General features: G+C 65.2%; 15 protein-coding genes and 1 pseudogene. 8 read left to right on the top strand and 8 right to left on the bottom strand.

Annotated elements, in window-relative coordinates; all coding sequences use genetic code 11:
• Positions 1–85 precede the first annotated feature (85 nt).
• Positions 86–974 (top strand): annotated as a pseudogene (locus BLQ92_RS21050) (LysR family transcriptional regulator); the annotation flags it as partial.
• A gap of 368 nt (positions 975–1,342) precedes the next feature.
• Positions 1,343–1,801, top strand: a complete 459-nt coding sequence (locus BLQ92_RS21045; protein ID WP_244106142.1) for a GNAT family N-acetyltransferase — start codon at positions 1,343–1,345, stop codon at positions 1,799–1,801.
• Between the two features lie 119 nt (positions 1,802–1,920).
• Here the strand turns inward: BLQ92_RS21045 and BLQ92_RS21040 are convergent, their stop codons facing one another.
• The 8 genes from BLQ92_RS21040 to BLQ92_RS21005 all read right to left on the bottom strand — a co-directional run bounded on the left by BLQ92_RS21040 (position 1,921) and on the right by BLQ92_RS21005 (position 9,626).
• A complete protein-coding gene (locus BLQ92_RS21040; protein ID WP_090686461.1) occupies positions 1,921–2,319 on the bottom strand; it encodes a cupin domain-containing protein in 399 nt (132 codons plus the stop codon).
• 141 nt (positions 2,320–2,460) lie between these two features.
• Positions 2,461–3,351, bottom strand: a complete 891-nt coding sequence (locus BLQ92_RS21035) for an AraC family transcriptional regulator (protein ID WP_090686460.1) — start codon at positions 3,349–3,351, stop codon at positions 2,461–2,463.
• A gap of 16 nt (positions 3,352–3,367) precedes the next feature.
• The gene (locus tag BLQ92_RS21030) at positions 3,368–3,598 is read right to left on the bottom strand and encodes a DUF2795 domain-containing protein (RefSeq protein ID WP_090686459.1); all 231 of its coding nucleotides are present in this window, start codon (positions 3,596–3,598) and stop codon (positions 3,368–3,370) included.
• 118 nt (positions 3,599–3,716) lie between these two features.
• The gene (locus BLQ92_RS21025; RefSeq protein WP_090686458.1) at positions 3,717–3,968 is read right to left on the bottom strand and encodes a hypothetical protein; all 252 of its coding nucleotides are present in this window, start codon (positions 3,966–3,968) and stop codon (positions 3,717–3,719) included.
• 263 nt (positions 3,969–4,231) lie between these two features.
• Positions 4,232–5,569, bottom strand: a complete 1,338-nt coding sequence (locus BLQ92_RS21020; RefSeq protein ID WP_090686457.1) for a C45 family autoproteolytic acyltransferase/hydrolase — start codon at positions 5,567–5,569, stop codon at positions 4,232–4,234.
• 135 nt (positions 5,570–5,704) lie between these two features.
• The gene (locus BLQ92_RS21015; RefSeq protein ID WP_090686456.1) at positions 5,705–7,438 is read right to left on the bottom strand and encodes a ClcB-like voltage-gated chloride channel protein; all 1,734 of its coding nucleotides are present in this window, start codon (positions 7,436–7,438) and stop codon (positions 5,705–5,707) included.
• A 154-nt stretch (positions 7,439–7,592) separates the two neighbouring features.
• Positions 7,593–8,330, bottom strand: a complete 738-nt coding sequence (locus BLQ92_RS21010; protein ID WP_090686562.1) for a glutathione S-transferase — start codon at positions 8,328–8,330, stop codon at positions 7,593–7,595.
• Between the two features lie 210 nt (positions 8,331–8,540).
• Positions 8,541–9,626 (bottom strand): YeiH family protein, encoded by a 1,086-nt coding sequence (locus BLQ92_RS21005; RefSeq protein ID WP_090686455.1) that lies wholly within the window; start codon positions 9,624–9,626, stop codon positions 8,541–8,543.
• Positions 9,627–9,741: 115 nt separating this feature from the next.
• Between BLQ92_RS21005 and BLQ92_RS21000 the strand changes: the two genes are divergently transcribed.
• The 6 genes from BLQ92_RS21000 (at position 9,742) to BLQ92_RS20975 (ending at position 16,377) form a co-directional block, all read left to right on the top strand.
• Positions 9,742–10,668, top strand: coding sequence for a LysR family transcriptional regulator (locus BLQ92_RS21000; protein ID WP_090686454.1), 927 nt, complete (start codon positions 9,742–9,744; stop codon positions 10,666–10,668).
• Between the two features lie 201 nt (positions 10,669–10,869).
• A complete protein-coding gene (locus BLQ92_RS20995) occupies positions 10,870–11,712 on the top strand; it encodes a TIM barrel protein (protein ID WP_090686453.1) in 843 nt (280 codons plus the stop codon).
• 64 nt (positions 11,713–11,776) lie between these two features.
• The gene (locus BLQ92_RS20990; RefSeq protein WP_090686452.1) at positions 11,777–12,763 is read left to right on the top strand and encodes a sugar kinase; all 987 of its coding nucleotides are present in this window, start codon (positions 11,777–11,779) and stop codon (positions 12,761–12,763) included.
• A 138-nt stretch (positions 12,764–12,901) separates the two neighbouring features.
• Complete coding sequence (locus BLQ92_RS20985) at positions 12,902–14,185, top strand: MFS transporter (RefSeq protein ID WP_090686451.1); 1,284 nt, start codon at positions 12,902–12,904, stop codon at positions 14,183–14,185.
• A 4-nt stretch (positions 14,186–14,189) separates the two neighbouring features.
• Positions 14,190–15,155, top strand: a complete 966-nt coding sequence (locus BLQ92_RS20980) for a 2-hydroxyacid dehydrogenase (RefSeq protein ID WP_090686450.1) — start codon at positions 14,190–14,192, stop codon at positions 15,153–15,155.
• A gap of 7 nt (positions 15,156–15,162) precedes the next feature.
• Positions 15,163–16,377, top strand: coding sequence for a LacI family DNA-binding transcriptional regulator (locus BLQ92_RS20975; protein WP_090686449.1), 1,215 nt, complete (start codon positions 15,163–15,165; stop codon positions 16,375–16,377).
• Positions 16,378–16,409: the final 32 nt, after the last annotated feature.

The following is a 16,409-nucleotide window of genomic DNA, read 5'->3' as shown; positions in this document are numbered from 1 at the left end:
TGCCATCTTCAGGTCAGGGTTGGGCCATGAGCACTCGATACAATCATCTGCATAGCGTGGCTTTAACCGCGGCAGGAGTGGCTCCATGAATCATTTGCAGTCGATGCGCGTTTTCGTCAAAGTGGCCGAACTCGGCAGCTTTGCCCGTACCGCCGGTGTGATGGGTATTTCCACCGCCGTTGTCACGCGGCACGTCGCCGACCTCGAAGAAAGGCTCGGCACGCGACTGCTCAACCGCACGACCCGCAGCCAGTCGCTGACGGAGTCGGGCCGGGTCTACCTCGAACGGGTCCGGCCGATCCTCGACGATCTCGAAGGGGTCGAGCAGATGGTGGTGGCGCGCAATCACGAGCCGGTCGGCACCTTGCGCATCGTCGCCCCGGTGGTGTTCGGACTGCATAACTTCGCGCCGGTGCTGCAGTCGTATGCCCAGCGTTATCCGGAAGTCATTCCCGATGTCACGCTGGTCGATCGCCACGTCGACCTGGTCGAAGAGGGTTTCGACGTGGGAGTGCTGATTGCCCGGCAGATGCGCAGCGCGAGCATCGTCACCCGGCGTCTGACAACCGGCCACATGACCGTGTGCGCGACCCCTGAGTACCTGCAGACACACGGAAGGCCGAACCGCCCCGAAGACCTGCAGGATCACCCGAGCCTCTCGCTGCCCGCGGAGTATGGTGGTGATGAGCGCGTGTTTACCTGTGCCGACGGCAGCGAAGTGCGAGTGCGGCCGACCAATGCGATCGTGGCGAACAACACAGAGATGCTCAGACAGTTCGCACTGCTTGGCATGGGCGTCGCCATCCTGCCGAGTTATCTGATTGGCCGCGACCTGGAGCGCGGCAAGCTGGTGCGCCTGCTGGACGATTACCGTTTGCCGCAGGTCGAGGTGACGATTGCGTATCCGAGCCGCCATCACTTGCCGGCCAAGGTGCGCACCTTCATCGACCATCTGGTCGAGCATTTCAGCCGCATGGCGCCGTACCTGCCCGGTGACGCGGCGGCTACACCGGCCGCGGCGGCGCGCGTGGCGCAAGCGAAGCGCGCAGTGGCCGAGCGCGCACTGGCGCTGCCGGAGTTCGACGACCTCGACGAGGCGGCGTTAGTGGCGCGCGGCACAGTGACCGTGGCGAGCGCAGCAACCGCGGCGACCCAGGGCGCGCGCAAGGTGTCCCGGAGCGCACGTATGGCGGAGCCGCTGTCCGCCGGTTTGCAAGGCTAGTGCACTGCCCTTGAGCGTATCGCAGCAATCAGGCGATACTGCGGGTCGGCGGGGTTGCAAGCCTATGCGCCCCGACTATCCGCGGCACGTCCGCCTACGCTATCCGGGGAGCATGACGCGTTGAACGTAACTTTCACCCATACCACCAGCAACGACGCAGACACGCTGGTGCAGATCCGTATCGACGCCATGCGCGAGAGTCTGGAGCGGATTGGCCGCTTCGATCCAGTGCGTGCGCGTGACAGGTTTCTCGCCTCGTTCGACGCCAGGTATTGCCGCTACATTCTCGTCGACGGCGAGAAGGCAGGTTTTGTGCTGGTCAGGCCCGAGTCCGCTCATCTGTTGCTCGATCATCTGTACATTGTCCCAGCGCACCAAGGCAAGGGCGTCGGCGCAGCGGTGCTCGACGCGGTGCTGGCCGATGCCGACGCGCAGCGCTTGCCGGTCAAGGTGGGGGCGTTGCGCGAGAGCGCCTCGAATCGTTTCTACCAGCGCCACGGCTTCGTTAAAACTGCCGAGAGCGAGTGGGATCTGTATTACGTTCGCGAGCCGCGACCGGTGGCGGCGCAGTCGGTCTGATGCATGAATCATGACGTGTGAAGCGCGCGGTGTGAGCTCGTGCTGCGCAGCGTGAATCCTGAAAAGTAAAGCCTGAACTGGGCGGCGCGAACACGCGTCACCCAGTCTGCTTCAATCGCTCAGATCCACAGATCGTTCGCCGCCGTCCGCTCGTTCTGTTCCTCGCCGGTATTGCGCACGCCGCGCGGCTCGATCACCAGCATCTGCACTTCCTTCTGCGCGTATGGCTTGTGCTCCTTGCCGCGCGGGACGACAAACATCTCCCCCGCGCCTACATGCACGGCGCCGTCCCGGAAGTCGATCCGCAAGTGGCCGTCCAGTACGATAAAGGTCTCGTCGGTATCGGCGTGCTCGTGCCAGATGAAGTCGCCCTCGATCTTCACCACCTTGAACTGGTAATCGTTCATTTCGGCCACTACGCGCTGCTGCCACTGGTCGTGAATCTGCGCGAGTTTGTCCGCAAAATTGATGGCGCGGTACGGCGCCTCGGTGGCCGTGCTGGCCGGCATGCTCGACATGGCTGGACTCCCGGGTGGTGGCAAAGGATGCAGATGAGCGTACGGCGTCCGTGCGGGCTCGTCTTGTACGAATGTGCACGATGCAGTGGCGATCCGGTGTCGCGCTATGAAGACTCAGCGGGTCCAGCGGCGCGAAGCCCGCTAGCGGCTCGCGATGAAACCCGAGCGTGGGCCTGAAGCAGGCCCGGCATTCGTCGCGAGGTTCAGCATTTTCAACCAGCGCGACGGCGAGATGCCCCAAGCCTTGGTGAAGTGCCGCGTCATATGGCTTTGATCGGTGAAGCCGGCGGCGGCCGCAGCGTCGGCCAGCGGCCGGCCCTCGGTAGCGAGCCGGCGCACCAGGTCGAGCCGCCGCATGGTCAGATAGCGGTGCGGACTGGTGCCGAACAGCGTCCGGAAGTCGCGCGACAGGCTCCATTTGTCGCGGCCGCTCGCCATTGCCAGGTCATCCAGCGTCACCGCGTGGTCGAGTGAATCGTGTATGTATTGGCGCGCCCGTTCCGCCGCCTGATAGTCGGCGCGCCGCTTGCCCGCTTGCGGCGCCGCGCCGGCGACGGCGTCGAGCGCCATCGCCAGTTCGAAAATCGCGTCGTCCTGTTCGAGCGGATCGAGCGCACAATCGATTGCCTGCAGCAGCCCCTCGGTGGCCGCGAACAGCCGCGGGTCGTGCGAAATTCCACCTTCGACGAAGGGCAGCGCCTTGCCGCCCAGCGCCTGCTGAAACAGCGCCGGTTCGACATAGACCATGCGGTAGCGAAAGCCCTCGTCGGTGCCGGCCTGACCGTCGTGCGCTTCGTCGGGATGCAGCACCATGGTGGTGCCGGGTACGCTGTTGCGCAGGCTGCGGCGGTAATGGAAGCTCTGCACGCCGGAGAGCGTGCGGCCGATGGCATAGGTATCGTGGCGGTGCAGGTCGTAGGCGGTGTGATGAAAGAACGCTTCGATGCGCTCGATGCCGCCCGCCTGCGGCGCACGATCAATCCAGTCCACGGCTGCGCCGGCGCCGCGGTGCGCCTTCAAGATCACGCTCATGGTTCGATTGACGGGTTCAGGCGCCGAGTCCCGGGCCGTAGTTGCTGCCAAGCAGCCGGGTCACGGCGTCGATGTCGGCATAGTCCTGCTCGGGCAAGCCGTCGAGCATCGCCAGCACTTCATTGCTCACGCCAGCTTCGCGCGCGACATCGACGAGGCCGTCTTTGTTGATCGGATAGGCGACTTCGCGCAACACGTCGCTGATCTGCAGATCCATCGATTCGCCAGGAATTGCCGGGTTGGCCATGCACGCGCTCCTTGATTGGTGTGACGATTATGCGGCTGCGTGGCGCGCGGTCTTACGCACGACAGAGGGCGGGATACGGCATCGTCGAACTGCGAGCGACGCCGTAACGAAGCGGCGCTCAGGTCTGCAGATGTTCGTCCTGCGCGTTCAGGCCGCGCTCCAGATGGCGCGACTTCGGCAGCGCGATATGTTCCCATTGCTGCGGCCGGTTCCCGCCCGTGACGGCGACATCGGGGGCAGCCGGCGCCACCGGTGCTGCGTTGGCGCGTTCCGCCGCGCTATTGACGGTGCTGTCGAGCGCAGTGTGAACCGGCGCTGCGAAGCACGAAGCCGACAGCGTGACCATCACCATCAGTGTCGAGGTTTTCATCGCCCGACCTCCTTTCCTCATGCAGCGCAGAGACTGCAGCAAGCGCTGTGCCATTCCTGCGGCCGCAGGGGAGGCGCGCGCCTCGTGCAGCAACGTTCGCGACGCGCCGCACTTCTTCCATCTTAGACGGCAAATCTTCCAGGTACCGCAAAAAAGTGCCACAGAAACAAACACAAAGCGTAGCAAGACCGCGAGGGCTGATGCCGTCTACATGAATCATCGCAGAAAAACCGGGCTTGCGTTGGGAATGCCGGTGCGAGGGTCTAACGCAGGACCTCAAAGCGCGTCCATGGCCACGACGGGCGATCCTGCATATAGCCGTTGAGCCAGTTCCATTGCGGGTGGCGCTTCATGAAGGCTTGCGCGTCGAACGGCCGGCCGCACGGATGGCCCCAGCGTGCGTCGAAGGCCATCTCGCGCGCCATCTCGCTGTCCACTACTTTGCCATCATTGGCGCCCCATGGATTGAACGGCCCCTGATCCGAGCCGCCGAAACGCGCGTCGTCCAGTTCCAGGTGGCCGCAGATGGTGCGCGAACAGGGGTTGTCGTGGCGGTCCAGATAGACGTCGTGATGGTCGGCAATCATCTGCCGCGCCAGTTCGACGTCGATCTTGCCGTGATGCAGTTCCGCAAGCTGCATGAAGCGCAGCCGCCGCGCGCCGTTCTTGCGCACGTCCGTATAGTCTTCGCCTTCGCCGACGCACTCCTGATTGCGGATCTTCAGATCGGTCGCGGTGTTGTAGCCGCTGTAGAAACCGTCTTTGGTGCTCTCGAAGCCGGAGTAGTGCAGGCCAAGTTCATAGCGGGCGATCTCGCCGGTTTTCACATCGCCGAGCAGCCAGCTATTCGCATAGCCGCCGTTGTTGGCGATCGCGAACATCTCACACCATTCGCCGATACTGTTCGCGTACTGCGTAGCGCGCCGCGAGCGGTAGAACTCCGGCGCGCCGGCAGGGTTGTAGCCGGCGAAGTTGGAGATGGTGGTTTCGGTCACCATCAGGCCGGCGGCGCTGATCCAGAAATCGGTGAGGCTCGAAATGCAGCCAGGCAGTCCTTGCATCAGGATGCGGTGGCCGGCTTCGGGCACGATGTCGAAGATCACGTTGAACGCGTCGCCCGCTGCGTAGCGGTCCCATGAGTTGTGCGCCATCACGATGCGGCCGTCGCGGGTGGCCTTGCCGGTGGCGATAAAGGCACTGCAGTGGTGGCCGCGCCGGCCGCGCCACGGCTTGATACCCAGGCGCGGTTGCTGCGCCGCCACGTGGCTCGGCCACCAGCTTTGCAGCAGATCCATGTAACCGTTCCACGCGAGCACCTCGGCAAACGGCAGCTTCGCGCCGTCGGCGATACCCTGGATTTCGTCGGCGAATTCGGTGTCGAGCCGGGGCGCGAACTGGGCTGCGGCAGCGGTGACGAAGGTGTCGAAATCCTCGCCGGTGTCCCATTTCGCGAGATAGCGGGCGGTGCGGATCGCGTTCTGGATTTCCGCGGCGAGCAACTGGCCGTGCTGTTCGCCACGGTCGTACGGCTCGCCCTCGATATGCAAGAAAATCCAGCCCGCCTGATCGCGGCGCACCGCATCGATGGATGGATCGCTCATCTTTGCTCCGGGCCGAAGCCGCGCCGCGCAAGGCGGCGTGCTGCTCGTTTTATTGTAGGGCGGATGCCGGGCTTTGCCACGGCGCCAGGCGGCAACCGTGGGGCAACCTTGGCGCAATCGCGGCGGCAGACTCGCTCAGCGGGTCGGATTCATCCGGAAATAGGCATCGAGCAGCGAAGTCTTATAGACGACCCCGGCCAGTTTCGGATCCGCGAGACTTTCGATCACCGGCAACCGCTCGCCCTGGAACGCCATGAAGTGCTGCAGCGCGACGCCAAGCGGCATGTCGGGCGTCAGCACGTCGAAGTGCGACTGCAAGTAGTCGGCGGCGCTCTTCGTCGCGGTGTCGCGCTTTTCCAGCAGGTCGGAGGTGATGTCTTTCAGCGCGACCACGCCGAGGAAGGAGCCGTGCTCGTCGGCGACATAGAGATACTTCACCGGGTATTCGAGGAACACCCGCGTCATGTCCTGCACTGTGGCGCCTGGCGTTACCACCGTCTCGGCCGGGCGGATCAGCTCGCGCATCTGGGTGGCGCGCAGGCGCACGCGTTCCTGTTCCTCGCGGTTGCGGTGCAGCGTGATCTCGTACATGGACGTCTTGCCGATGGCGCGCGCCGCGAAATACGCGACCACGCACGACAGCATCAGCGGCAGCACGACCTGATAGCTGAGCGTCATCTCGAAGATCATCAGGATCGCCATCAGCGGCGCCTGGGTGGCGCCGGCGAGGAACGCGCCCATGCCGACCATGGCGTACGCGTAGGGCGCCGAAGTCGCATGCGGCCACAGTGCATGCATGCCCTGGCCGAACAGCGAACCGACCACCGCGCCGACGAACAGCGTCGGCGTGAAAATCCCGCCCACCGCGCCCGAGCCGGCGGTGGCGGCGGTCGCGACCAGCTTGAACACCAGCACGAAGACGAGCGCGCCCCAGGTCCACGGCGAATGGAGAATCGAATTGACGACGCTATAGCCATTGCCCCACACCTCGGGCGACCACACCGACAGGATGCCCACGACCAGGCCGCCCAGCGCGAGCCGCACCGGCAGCGGCAAGGGCAGCTTGCGAAAACCGGCCTTCGACAGGTCGAGCATGCGCAGGAACTGCGGCGCCGCTGCGCCGCACAGCAGGCCGAGCGCGACGAACAGCAGCACTTCGAGGCCTGCCACCGGCGGAAATGCCGGCATTTCATAAGGCGGGCGGTAGCTCGTGAACTCGCGCATCGTGATGTTGGCGACCACCGCGGCGACCACCACGGGGCCGAAGCTCTCCATGGCAATCGAGCCGAGCACGATCTCGGTGACGAAGAAGGCGCCCGCAATCGGCGCGCTATATGCAGCGGTAATACCGGCAGCCGCGCCGCAGGCCACCAGGAGACGCAGCCGCGCCGGGTCCAGATGCACCCAGCGGCCGATCAGCGAGGCCGCGAGCGCGGCCAGTTGCACCATCGGCCCTTCGCGGCCGATCGAGCCGCCGCTCGAGATGGTGAACAGCGACGACACGCTGCGCCAGAAGCTCAGCCGCACCGGCACCACGCCGTCGCCGATCGCCACGGCTTCCATGTAGTCGGTATGGCTGTTCTTGTCTGCATGGCGCCGCGCGACCAGCAGCAGGAAGCCGGCAATCAGGCCGCCCGCAGCGGGCAGGCAGATGCGTACGGCCCACGGCAGGCTGCGCGCCATCTCCACGAAACTGCCCGAGCGGCCGACAAAGCCCAGTTGCAGCAGTGCGATGGCCTCGCGAAAGGCGATGGTCGCAAACGCGCCCGCGACGCCCACCACCACCGACCAGACCAGCATCGTGTGGGCGTCCGAGAGCCGGAACATCTCTTGCGCGCGGGTGCGCAGCTTCAGCAGGAATGAAAGCACGACGGCAGCAGGCCAGGTGATGAGTGGGGAGAAACCGCGCGCAAGAATAGCATTGCGCGGCGTGCGTGGGAGCCGCCCGACAGAGAGGTTTTGGACTGGCGCAACACTCGCTTGCCGCGCCGGCTGCGATCAACCGTCAGAGCCGTCAGGATGGTCACCGGGCGGCCTTGTCGAGTTCCGGGTAGTGTCGGAAGATGCCTGACTCGTTGTAAGCGAGACGCCGCTCCGAAGCCAGATAGGCCGCGATGTTCGGGCGCGCGGCGACCGCATCGTGCAGCGCGGCGAGGCACGGGTAGTGCTCGCCGAAACGCCTGGTCGCCTTGGGAAAGGCGTAATGCAGACCGTCGATCAACTGGAACATCGAGAGATCGACGTAGGTTAGCGTGGCGCCGATCAGATACGCGTCGCCCGCCGGATTCTGCTGCAGCACGCGCTCGAAGTAGCGCATGAATTTCGGCAGCCGGTGGTCGATGAAATCATGCGCGCGCAGCCTGGCCGCATCCTTCTGGTCCTCGTAGTAGAGGCCGCTCGCGAGCGGATGATGGGTGTCGTGAACTTCGGTGACGGCGTCGGCGATCGTCAGTTGCAGGCCGTTCGCCACATAGCGCAGGCCCTCGTCGGCGGGCGCGAGGCCCAGCTTCGGGCCGAGGTAGAAGAGGATGTTGGCGGTCTGCGAGATCAACAGCTCGCCGTCGCGCAGAAAGGGTGGCGCGAATGGCGGGCAGGCCTCGCTCCTGCTGCCCAGCACGGCCAGCATCGAGGCCGTGCCCAGGCCCAGGGCTTCGTCGCCGCGCGCGACTTCGACGTAGTCAGCGCGCGCTTCCTCCAGCGCGAGCCGCACGAATTCACCGCGACCCTGCAAACCGTCCCAATAGTAGAGTTCAAAGCTCATCGATTGATCCTCATTCGGCTGGTTCAGATGGCGCGCGCCCGTCGAACGATATCGCGCGCACGGCCAGTATGCCGCCTGGGCGCGCTGCATTGTGCGCACAGATGCGCAAAACCCCGCACGCGGCGGGGTTCGTGGCAAGGCGCGCCAGGCGGGTCTCACGTTTCAATCTGGCGAGTCCACCTGGTGCTTCAAGCTGGCTCAGCGGGTTCATTAGCCAAGCAGGCGCTGCACGGCCCAGGTGATGCCCAGACCTCCGCCGATCAGCCACACGTACAGGATCAGCCCGGTAGTCAGCGCGCGCGGACCGGCTTCGCGGATCTGCGAAATGCGGGTTTCCATACCGAGCGCGGTCATGGCCATGGTCAGCGCGAAAGTGTCGAGCATGTTCAAGGTCTGGGTGGCCGCTTCGGGCAGAACGTGCAGCGAATTCACCAACACGAAGCCGAGGAAACCGAGCGCGAACCAGGGAATCGCCAGCTTGCGCGGGGCGTGCTGGGCAGCCGACTTGGCGCCTGCCGCCGCGTTGCGCGCCGGGCGGTTGATCCACACGCCGATCACGAGCAGCACCGGCACCAGCAGCATCACCCGCGTCATCTTGACGATGGTCGCAATGTGGGTGGCCTCCGGGCTGACGTTGCTGGCCGCGCCCACCACCTGCGCTACTTCGTGAATCGTGCCGCCGAAAAACAGGCCCGCGCCGATCGTATCCAGATGCAGCCAACCGGCCTTGAACAGGATCGGATAAAGGAACATCGACAGGGTGCCGAACAGCACCACGCTGCCGACCGCCATCGCGCTCTTGTGCGGCTTCGATTGCAGCGTCGATTCGAAGGCGAGCACCGCTGCCGCACCGCAGATCGCACTGCCGGCGGCAGTCAGGAGCGCCGTGTCGCGGTCGAGCTTCATTAGTTTCATGCCGGCCCAGGTGCCGATGGCGAGCGTACTGACGACCACCAGCGCCGATTCCGCGAGGCCCGGCAAGCCGACCTGGGCGATTTCCTGCAGGCTCACGCGCAGGCCGAAGAACGCCACGGCGATGCGCAGCAGCTTGCGTGCAGAAAAGTTGACGCCGGCCGCCCAACTGGCGGGCATGCCGTCGCGCAGCGCGTTGCCATAGAGGGCGCCGGCGACGATGCCGACGATCAGCGGGCTAAGGCCGAGACCGGCAATCGCCGGCAGCGCAGCGATGCGCGTCACGGCGGCGGCGAACAGGGCGACGAACAGGATGCCGTTGAGCTGTCCTCGGGTGGAGGAAACGGGGTGGCCGTGAGCGGCGTGAAGCTGGGCGGTGGACATGGCGGTCGCCTTGAAGGCGGTTCTGATTCGATGCGCTAATCCTAATTTGAATATATCGATATGAAAAATCGTCATTTGTGACATAAACTATCGGCTGGATCGATATTTGTCCATCATGACCCCTGACCAGCTTATAACCTTCGCCGCGGTCGCCGAGCATCGCAACATCAGCCGGGCCGCGGTTGCCTTGCATCTGTCGCAGCCGGCGGTGTCGGGGCAGTTGCGCCAGTTGCAGGACGAGTTCGGCGAGGCGCTTTACCAGCGTGACGGCCGCGGCGTGCGGCTGACCCCGGCGGGCGAACAGCTCGCCAGCTACGCCAGCCGTCTGCGCGACACCTGGCGACAGGCGCATGCCTACCGCGATGCGCTGCGCGGACTGGAAAGCGGCACGCTGCGGGTCGGCGCGAGCACGACGCCGGCTAGCTACCTGTTGCCGTATCTGATTGCCGGGTTTCATCGGCGCTATCCGGAGGTGAGCCTGCATACCGTCGACGGCAATACCGCCGATATCGTCGGGGCGCTGGCTTCGCTCGATATCGCGATGGTCGAAGGGCCGGTTGGGGCCGATCTGCCGCCGGATACCGCCGTGCATCCATGGCGGGAGGACGAGATCGTGGCGATCATGCCGCGCTCGCATCCGCTCGCGCAGGGTTTGGCTGCTGGGTGCGGCGCTGCTCCGGGTGTCGGCGCGCCGGCCGGCCGGATCGAACTGGAAGCACTCGGTGCGCACCCGCTGGTGCTGCGCGAGGCCGGCTCGGGCGTGCGGCAGATGGTCGAGCGGGCGTTCGCGCGCGCCGGGGTGTCGATGCGGGTCGCCCTCGAGATTGCCGGCGTCGAAGGTGTGAAGGAGGCCGTGCGCGCGGGGATGGGGATCGGCTTCGTGTCGGCCATGTCGATGCGGCACGAGGGTGGGGCCTTATGCCTGTTCTCGCTCAGCCCCGAACCGCTGACACGGCGTTTCTCGATCCTGATCCCGCATGCCAGCGCACCGTCGCGGGTGGTCGAGCGGTTTCTGACGCTGACCGCTGAGGATGCGGCCTGATTCTGTTGGAGCCCGGCCTCGCCGGAGCGTGCCAAATGCACATCACAGGCTGCGAGCGTGTTTTAGGGATTTCCACTATGGCGCTAAGGTTCGCTCGAGGAGCACTATCTGGCCATCGAAGCGCATTGGCGCTTTTTTTAAACAATTTAATGGAACCGGTTCCATTTGTGCAGAATCGACAGAAAGCAGGGTAATTTCGAAATGTCCGAGGTAGCGATTGTCGCGAGCGCTTTCGGCGCCGATGCGATTCGGAGCGACGGCCACGCGGTCTGGGCGGAAGTCGCGGCGCGCGCGGGTGCGGCGGCCTTCGAGGTGCGCTGCGAGCTGTTTGCCGCCGAGGCGCAGGCTGGCTTGCCGGCCTTGCGTGCGCTCGGCGAAACGATCGCCGCGCACGGGATGTGGCCGGTGTTCTCGACGCCCGCGACGCTCTACACGGCAAGCGGTGCGCTCGACGAAGCCGCCTTGCGGCTCGCCACGGCGCAGGCGGATGCGCTCGGCGCGCGCTTCGTGAAGCTGCAGCTTGGCGGGTTCGGTGCTGGCACGGGCGAAGCGGGTAGCTCCGTGAATGCGGACCGCGCGCGCGACGATTTCTCTTTCTCTGCTAACGGCCAGGCCCACGCATATGGCGCCCGGATCGCCGCTTGCCTGCAGGGCGTACGTGCGCGCCTCGTGGTCGAAAACGGCCAATTGCGCGAAGGCGGTTTGCTGGTCCAGTTCGCCAGCCTGTTCGACGCATTGCAGCGCGAGGGACGGGCGGACGTCCTCGGCATGACCTTCGATATCGGCAACTGGCAGTGGCCGGGCGAAGCGCCCCTCGAAGCCGCGCGGCAACTCGCGCCGCGTGTCGAATATATCCACTGCAAGGCGGTCGCGGGCGAGGGCGCACGACGCTTTGCGGTGGCCCCGGCGGCGGACGATCCGTCATTCGCCGCGGCCCTGCGGCTCTTGCCCCGCGAGGCGCCGCGCGGCATCGAATTCCCCTTTGACACGAGCCGTGCCGCAGCGGACGCGTCGCATTACGTTGCATGGCTGGCTAGCGCGTGATGGGCCAAGCGAATCCGCTGGATGCCCACGCGCACGGCATGAACTCATACGATCAGGAGACCGCATGAATCCGACACTCGATGTCATCACCTACGGCGAAGCAATGGCGATGTTCGTCGCCGCCGAAACCGGCCCGCTCGCGGGGGTTGGCCAGTTCACCAAACGCGTCGCGGGCGCTGACCTGAATGTGGCGATCGGTCTCGCGCGGCTCGGTTTTAAGGTGGGCTGGATGAGCCGGGTCGGCAAGGATTCGTTCGGCCAGTCTGTGCGCGAGACCTTGAGCCGCGAAGGCATTGACCAGCAGCGCGTGACGACCGACGAGCGCTATCCCACGGGCTTTCAGCTCAAGTCGAAAAACGACGACGGCAGCGACCCGGCCATCGAATATTTCCGCAAAGGTTCGGCGGCCAGTCATCTGTCGCCGGACGACTACGCGCCGTTTTACGTGCTGCCGGCGCGCCACCTGCACCTGACCGGCGTGGCGCCGGCGATCTCCGCGTCGTCGCGCGAACTGGCCTTCCTGCTGGCGCGAGAAATGCGAGCCGCAGGCAAGACGATCTCGTTCGATCCGAACCTGCGTCCGACGCTATGGCCGTCGCGTGCGGCGATGGTCGAAAGCCTGAATGCACTGGCTGAACTCGCGGACTGGGTGTTGCCGGGCATCGGCGAAGGCGAGATCCTGACCGGGTATACGAAGCCTGAGGACATTGCGCGCTTCTATCTGGAGCGCGGCGCAAGTGGCGTCATCATCAAGCTCGGTGCGCAGGGCGCCTATTACCGCACGGCGGACGATGAAGGCATGGTCGCCGCCCAGCCGGTCGCCAGGGTGGTCGACACCGTGGGGGCGGGCGATGGTTTTGCGGTCGGCGTGGTCAGCGCCTTGCTGGAAGGCCGGTCGCTGCCGCAAGCCGTGGCGCGCGGCAACCGGATTGGCGCGCTGGCGATCCAGGTGATCGGCGACTCGGACGGCCTGCCGACCCGCGCCGAGCTCGACGTTCTGGAGCAGGCCGATGCCTGCGCCACGGGTGCTGCTTTGACCCACGGCGCTTGAGGCATGGGCTTGGACTTAAGCCCTTTGAAGTAAAACTCTTCAAACATAACAACAAGATGCCGCAGACGCTGGTATAAGCACCCGGCAACCCACGGCACCCCGATCCAACGGATTCAGGACTCAGGATAGGAGACATCCATGACCTCATCGCTTGCGATTCGCCGCTGGTGGACGATCATGCCGATCGTATTCATCACCTACAGCCTCGCGTACCTCGACCGCGCGAATTTCGGCTTCGCGTCGGCGGCCGGGATCAATCAGGATCTCGGCATCAGCAAGGGGCTGGCGTCGCTGATCGGGGCGCTGTTCTTCCTTGGCTACTTCTTCTTCCAGATCCCCGGCGCGATCTATGCGGAACGCCGCAGCGTCAAAAAGCTGGTGTTCTGGAGCCTCATCCTGTGGGGCGGCTGCGCGGCGCTCACGGGTATCGTCAGCAATATCCCGTCGCTGATGGTGATCCGCTTTCTGCTCGGCGTGGTCGAAGCCGCCGTGATGCCTGCCATGCTGATTTTTATCAGCAACTGGTTCACCAAACGCGAGCGTTCGCGCGCCAACACCTTCCTGATCCTCGGCAATCCGGTGACGGTGCTGTGGATGTCGGTGGTGTCCGGGTATCTGGTGCACTCGTTCGGCTGGCGCCACATGTTCATCGCGGAAGGCGCGCCGGCCATCATCTGGGCCGTCTGCTGGTGGTTCATCGTGCAGGACAAGCCGGCGCAGGTGTCGTGGCTCACGCAACAGCAAAAAGACGATCTCGCCGAAACCTTGCGTGCCGAACAGGCTGCCATCAAGCCAATGCGCAACTACGCCGAAGCGTTCCGCTCCGCCGCGGTGATCAAGTTGTGCGCACAGTATTTCTGCTGGAGTATCGGCGTCTACGGTTTCGTGCTGTGGCTGCCGTCGATTCTCAAGAACGGCTCGACGCTCGGGATGGTGGAAACCGGCTGGCTCTCGGCGCTGCCGTATCTGGCCGCGACCATCGCCATGTTGGGTGCTTCGTGGGCTTCGGATAAACTGAATCGTCGCAAGGTGTTCGTCTGGCCGTTTTTGCTGATCGGTGCGGTGGCGTTTGCGGCCTCCTATGCCATCGGCTCGACGCATTTCTGGATTTCGTACGCCTTGCTGGTCGTCGCCGGGGCGGCGATGTATGCGCCGTATGGACCGTTCTTCGCCATCGTGCCGGAACTGTTGCCGAAGAATGTTGCCGGTGGTGCAATGGCCTTGATCAACAGCATGGGCGCGCTCGGCTCATTCGTCGGATCGTATGTGGTCGGCTATCTGAACGGCGCCACCGGCTCTCCGGCTGCATCGTATGCGTTCATGAGCGTGGCGCTGGTCGCCGCCGTGATTTTGACGCTCGCCGTGAAGCCGCAGCCGGCGGCCGCCGCGCAGCTCGTCGCCACACCATTGCAAGGAAAATAAGCAGATGAAAAAGATTGTCGCCTACAAGCCGCTGCCCGACGATGTGCTCGCTTATCTGCGCGAGCATGCCGAGGTCGTGCAGGTCGACGCCGCGCAACATGATGCGTTCGTCGCCGCGCTCAAGGATGCGGACGGCGCGATCGGCGCGAGCGTGAAGATCACCCCGGCCATGCTCACCGGCGCAACCCGGCTCAAGGCGCTCTCGACCATCTCGGTGGGCTACGACAACTTCGATGTCGCCGATCTCACGCAGCGCGGCATCGTGCTCGCGCACACCCCCGACGTGCTAACCGAATCGACCGCCGATACGGTGTTTTCGCTGATCCTTGCGACGGCCCGCCGGGTGGTCGAACTGGCCGACTGGGTCAAGGCCGGGCAGTGGCACAGCAGCATCGGCCCCGCGCAGTTCGGTGTGGATGTGCAGGGCAAGACGCTCGGCATCGTCGGGCTGGGTCGCATTGGCGGCGCTGTGGCGCGGCGCGCGGCGCTCGGTTTCAACATGCAGGTGCTGTACACCAACCGCAGCCCGAACCCGCAAGCGGAAGAGGCCTATGGCGCGCGCCGCGTCGAACTGGCCGAGCTGCTGGCGACGGCCGATTTCGTCTGTCTGCAGGTGCCGCTCACGCCCGAGACGCAGCACCTGATCGGCGCGGCCGAACTGCGCGCGATGAAGAAAAGCGCGATCCTGATCAACGCCTCGCGCGGCGCGACTGTCGACGAGGCCGCGCTGGTCGACGCGTTGCGAGCCGGTACAATTCACGCCGCAGGGCTCGACGTGTTCGAAACCGAGCCGCTGCCTGCCGGTTCGCCGCTGCTGTCGCTGCCCAATGTGGTGGCGCTGCCGCACATTGGTTCAGCGACTCACGAGACGCGCCATGCGATGGCGTCGAACGCGGCCGAAAATCTCGTCGCCGCGCTCGACGGCACGCTGAAGCGCAACGTCGTGAATCGCGACGTTCTACGCAAGTGAGCACACCGTGAGCACCCCGCATACCCTCGCGCCGCGCCGCGCCACCATCAGCGACGTCGCCCGCGAAGCCGGCACCGGCAAGACCAGCGTCTCGCGCTATCTGAACGGCGAGCTGAGCGTGCTGTCGCCGGAGTTGCGTGGTCGCATCGAAGCCGCGATCGAACGGCTCGACTATCAGCCCAATCAGATGGCGCGCGGTCTGAAGCGCGGCCGCAACCGGCTGATCGGCATGCTGGTCGCGGACCTGACCAATCCGTATTCGGTCGAGGTGCTGCAGGGCGTCGAAGCAGCCTGCCATGCGCTTGGGTATATGCTCTTGATCTGCCATGCGGCCAACGAAGTGGAGATGGAGCGACGCTACCTGCAACTGCTCACCACCTACCGGGTGGAGGGGGTGATCGTCAACGCGCTCGGCGTGCGTGAAGAGACCTTGCGGCCGGTCGGGGAAGGGGGGATTCCCGCCGTGCTGGTGGACCGTATGGTGGATGGTCTCGTTGCCGACCTGGTCGGGCTCGACAATACGGCGGCGGCCGAACTGGGCACGCACCATCTGCTGGAGCGCGGCTTCGACGACATCTGGTTTGTCGTGCAACCGTTCGAGCACGTCAGTTCGCGGCGCTTGCGCGAGGCGGCGTTTCGTGCGGTGATCGACGGGCAAGCGCGTGCGCGAGGCCGGACCGTCGTGCTGGAACTGGGCGATGCAGCGGCAGTGGAGGGCGCCTTGGCCGAGCTGGATCGCACCCTGGACGCTTCACTCGAGCTCGCAGCCCATGTCTCCCACGACTTCACCACTGGCGCCACCGTCGACCTTACGCATGGCGCCACCCTCGACCTCATGCACGCGGCGAGCGTCGATGCCACCACGGCCGGTACCCCGCACGACGCTCCAGTTGGCGCCGTCCCCGGCGATACACACGGCGCTGCCGCCAAGGGCGTACGTCGCCTCGCGCTGTTCGCCGCCAACGCTCCCGTCGCGCTGTGTCTGGCCCGTCACCTGAACACACGCTACGGCGCGCGCTGGCAGGAACGCATTGCGTTGCTCTCCATCGACGACCCCGAATGGGCCGAATTCGCCGGCATCACGACGATCCGCCAGCCGACCTATCAGATCGGCTACCGCGCGGTGGAGTTTCTGCATGAGCGCATCGACGGGGTTCAGACGGCCGTGCGCGACTGCCTGCTGCCGGGCGAATTGATCGTGCGCGCGTCAACTTCGCGCTGATCTGCGATGATTCGGGCTGCGGCGCGCAGCGG

Source organism: Paraburkholderia phenazinium, from assembly GCF_900100735.1.
GTDB classification, from domain to species: Bacteria; Pseudomonadota; Gammaproteobacteria; order Burkholderiales; family Burkholderiaceae; genus Paraburkholderia; species Paraburkholderia phenazinia.
Note: the sequence above shows the minus strand (reverse complement) of the source record. Positions and strands in the feature narration are given on the sequence as shown.

Bases quoted from the DNA above. Each gene is read 5' to 3' on its own strand.
- BLQ92_RS21040 (WP_090686461.1), bottom strand. From the start codon at position 2,319: ATGTCGAGCATGCCGGCCAGCACGGCCACCGAGGCGCCGTACCGCGCC.
- BLQ92_RS21035 (WP_090686460.1), bottom strand. From the start codon at position 3,351: ATGAGCGTGATCTTGAAGGCGCACCGCGGCGCCGGCGCAGCCGTGGAC.
- BLQ92_RS21030 (WP_090686459.1), bottom strand. From the start codon at position 3,598: ATGGCCAACCCGGCAATTCCTGGCGAATCGATGGATCTGCAGATCAGC.
- BLQ92_RS21025 (WP_090686458.1), bottom strand. From the start codon at position 3,968: ATGAAAACCTCGACACTGATGGTGATGGTCACGCTGTCGGCTTCGTGC.
- BLQ92_RS21020 (WP_090686457.1), bottom strand. From the start codon at position 5,569: ATGAGCGATCCATCCATCGATGCGGTGCGCCGCGATCAGGCGGGCTGG.
- BLQ92_RS21010 (WP_090686562.1), bottom strand. From the start codon at position 8,330: ATGAGCTTTGAACTCTACTATTGGGACGGTTTGCAGGGTCGCGGTGAA.
- BLQ92_RS21005 (WP_090686455.1), bottom strand. From the start codon at position 9,626: ATGTCCACCGCCCAGCTTCACGCCGCTCACGGCCACCCCGTTTCCTCC.
- BLQ92_RS21000 (WP_090686454.1), top strand. From the start codon at position 9,742: ATGACCCCTGACCAGCTTATAACCTTCGCCGCGGTCGCCGAGCATCGC.
- BLQ92_RS20995 (WP_090686453.1), top strand. From the start codon at position 10,870: ATGTCCGAGGTAGCGATTGTCGCGAGCGCTTTCGGCGCCGATGCGATT.
- BLQ92_RS20990 (WP_090686452.1), top strand. From the start codon at position 11,777: ATGAATCCGACACTCGATGTCATCACCTACGGCGAAGCAATGGCGATG.
- BLQ92_RS20985 (WP_090686451.1), top strand. From the start codon at position 12,902: ATGACCTCATCGCTTGCGATTCGCCGCTGGTGGACGATCATGCCGATC.
- BLQ92_RS20980 (WP_090686450.1), top strand. From the start codon at position 14,190: ATGAAAAAGATTGTCGCCTACAAGCCGCTGCCCGACGATGTGCTCGCT.